Genomic DNA, 282 nt, shown 5'->3' on the forward strand with positions numbered 1-282 from the left:
CCACGTCCACGACACCTACTTCGTGGTGGCGCACTTCCACTACGTGCTGTTCGGCACCATCGTGTTCGCCACCTACGGCGGCATCTACTTCTGGTTCCCCAAGTTCACCGGCCGGATGCTGGACGAGCCGCTGGGCAAGCTGCACTTCTGGCTGACCTTCCTGGGCTTCCACGGCACGTTCCTGGTCCAGCACTGGCTGGGCACGCAGGGCTTCCCCCGCCGCTACGCCGACTACCTGCCCACCGACGAGTTCACCCTGCTCAACACCATCTCCACGGTGGC

At 64.5% G+C, this 282-nt stretch carries 1 protein-coding gene; it reads left to right on the forward strand.

Features of this window, described 5'->3' with window-relative positions:
• The coding region (locus tag IEZ00_RS37060) for a cbb3-type cytochrome c oxidase subunit I (RefSeq protein WP_229796082.1) at window positions 1–282 on the forward strand (282 nt) is incomplete at both ends.

It is taken from the genome of Saccharothrix coeruleofusca (assembly GCF_014648515.1).
GTDB lineage: Bacteria > Actinomycetota > Actinomycetes > Mycobacteriales > Pseudonocardiaceae > Actinosynnema > Actinosynnema coeruleofuscum.